This window comes from Streptomyces sp. NPDC006265 (assembly GCF_040613555.1).
GTDB lineage: Bacteria > Actinomycetota > Actinomycetes > Streptomycetales > Streptomycetaceae > Streptomyces.
The window spans coordinates 1-2,353 of the sequence record NZ_JBEXSH010001140.1; the positions used below are offsets into that span (position 1 = coordinate 1).

Below are 2,353 nucleotides of genomic sequence, written 5' to 3' on the forward strand. Positions count from 1 at the left end.
ACCGTGTCCGACTCCAGTTGCGCGAGCTCCTACGGTCAGCCGGAGCAGCGACGCCTGGGTCGCCGTGCCATGCCCCACCAGCGACACCACCACCAGCAGCGCACCACCCCCGAGGAGCACCGCCACCCCGGCCGCCGAGGCCCGGGCGGCCACGCCGGGGCGCCCGTCCGGGCCGAGCACCAGCGGGCGTACTCCCGCCGGCAGCACGCCCAGCAACCGCCGCAGCGGTCGGCCCGGACGGCCGTACGCCGACCACACGCCCGCCCCCGCCGCCGCGACGGCGACCAGCGGGACGCACACCCCGGTCCACACCCACGACGGCCGCAGCACCCCGCCGGCGGCGTAGAGGGCGGTGGGTGCGGCGACGGCGAGGTAGCCGAGGACGACGCCCGTCCACGCGGTGCGGGGGGAGACCAGGGCCGGGCTCACCGCGACGCCGAGGTCCTCCTCGTAGTCGTAGTCGTCGTCCTCATCTCCTCCCCGGCCGTCCATGGCGTCCCGTCCCGCCCGGTGCAGCAGCCACACCGGCAGGGCGAGCAGCAGCAGGGGCGGGAGGCCGAGGGGGGCGGGGACGCCGGAGAGCGTGTCGGTGCGGACCAGCTCGGCACCGTGCGCCAGCAGCCACAGTGCCGCCGCCACATGCATGGCGCCGCCGGGCCCGCTGTCCGGGTACGGCGAGCTGATCCACAACAGCATCACGAGCACGGCGAACGACGCGAGCCCGAGGCCCGCCGCGAGCGCGCCGCCCATGAGGCCTCCGACCAGTCCGGGCGAGTGGTCACGCATCCGGGTGAGCAGGGGTGACGGCGAACGTCGGCGAGCGGTCATCTCGTTCACGCCCGCCATGCTCCCAACGACACACGCTTTACCGGCGCAACAGGCGAACCCTCGCTGTGTCGCTCAAAATGCGTTTATGTACTTTTTCGGACGGAGGGGCGACCTGTGACGCAGAGCCCTGCCCTCCCGCTCCCATCGCCCAAGGAACGCCGACGCCTGCGCGAGGCCGCCTCGCTGACGCGGGCTCAGCTGGCCTCCCGGGTGGGCGTCACCGGTGAGACGGTGCGCGGATGGGAGACCGGCCGCGCCACACCGCGCGGTCGCAAAGGGGAGAAGTACGCGAGGCTGCTCAACTCGCTGGGCGACAAGGCGGAGATGACGCCTTCTCAGGACAGCGCCGTCGATGCCGACCCGCCCGAGCCGGCACCCCGGGCCGCTGCCTCCCGGCGAACCGCCCTGGCCCGGCGCGAGGCCGCCGCCGGCGACCGGAAACGACCGCCGGCCGCGAAGGACCGGGGGCGCGGGCCCGTCACCGTCTCGGACCACGGCCGCTCCCCCGTCCCGGACCACGGCCGCACCCCCCTCCCGCACGGACACCACGTCATCCTCACCGAGCGCCGGCGTACGACTCCCTCGCGCCGGCCGGACGACGCCATCACCGCGCTGACCCCCGATCAGGCCTTCGACGCGCTGTACGCCTTCTGCGTCCCCGCGCTCGTCCGGCAGACCTATCTGCTGACCGGCCGCCGTGAACTGGCCCGGGAGTCGGTGGAACGGGCCTTCCAGATCGCCTGGCAGCGCTGGCCCGAGGTGGCCCGCGACCGCGACCCGGCGGGCTGGGTGCGGGTGATGGCGTACGAGTGCGCGCTCTCCCCGTGGCACCGGCTCCGGCCGCGCCACCGACACCCCGAGCCGCCGCCCGACGCCTTCGACCGGGCGCTGATGGACACCCTGCTGAAGCTCCCGCCGTCCTACCGCCGCACCCTGGTGCTCTACGACGGCGTCGGGCTCGGCCTGCCGGAGACGGCGGCGGAGACGGAGGCGAGCACCCGCGCGGCCGTCAACCGGCTGGCGCACGCGCGCGAGGCGGTCGCCGAGCGGCTGCCGGAGCTGGCGGACCCCGAAACACTGCACTGGCGGCTGGTCGAGCTGGCCTCCACCGAGCGGCTGCGGGCCGCCAAACCGCCGGCCGTGCGCAAGGGCGGGGAACGCAGGGCCCGGTTCTGGACCCGGGCCGCCATCGCCTTCACGGTGGCCCTGATCGGCACCACGGCCCTCACCGTCCGCACGGCCCCCACCCACTACGAGCCACCGGTACCGGCGGGAGAGACGGTTCGGGGCGTACCGCCACCCGTCGCGCCCGGACCGCTGTCGGAGTCGGAGCAGAAACTTCGCGCGAAGCTGCGCAAGGAGGAGCAGAAGGGACCGGAGCGGCTGTTTCCACAGCCGTGGTGACCTGCTGCGGAAGCGCGGATACGGCGGTGGGCCGCCGCCCGCAGCCACGCGGGGACAGGCACAAGACCACAAGCGCCAGCACGGAGCACGACCGGAAAGCCAAATCGAGGAAGAGACCAGC

At 74.5% G+C, this 2,353-nt stretch carries 2 protein-coding genes; one reads left to right on the forward strand and one right to left on the reverse strand.

All coding sequences use genetic code 11. The features are described 5' to 3' along the window. A partial coding sequence (locus ABZ281_RS46250) for a DUF6350 family protein (protein ID WP_356664497.1) occupies positions 1-846 on the reverse strand: 846 nt, incomplete at its 3' end. A gap of 96 nt (positions 847-942) precedes the next feature. Here ABZ281_RS46250 and ABZ281_RS46255 point away from each other — a divergent pair. Continuing rightward, positions 943-2,232 (forward strand): helix-turn-helix domain-containing protein, encoded by a 1,290-nt coding sequence (locus ABZ281_RS46255; RefSeq protein WP_356664499.1) that lies wholly within the window; start codon positions 943-945, stop codon positions 2,230-2,232. Positions 2,233-2,353: the final 121 nt, after the last annotated feature.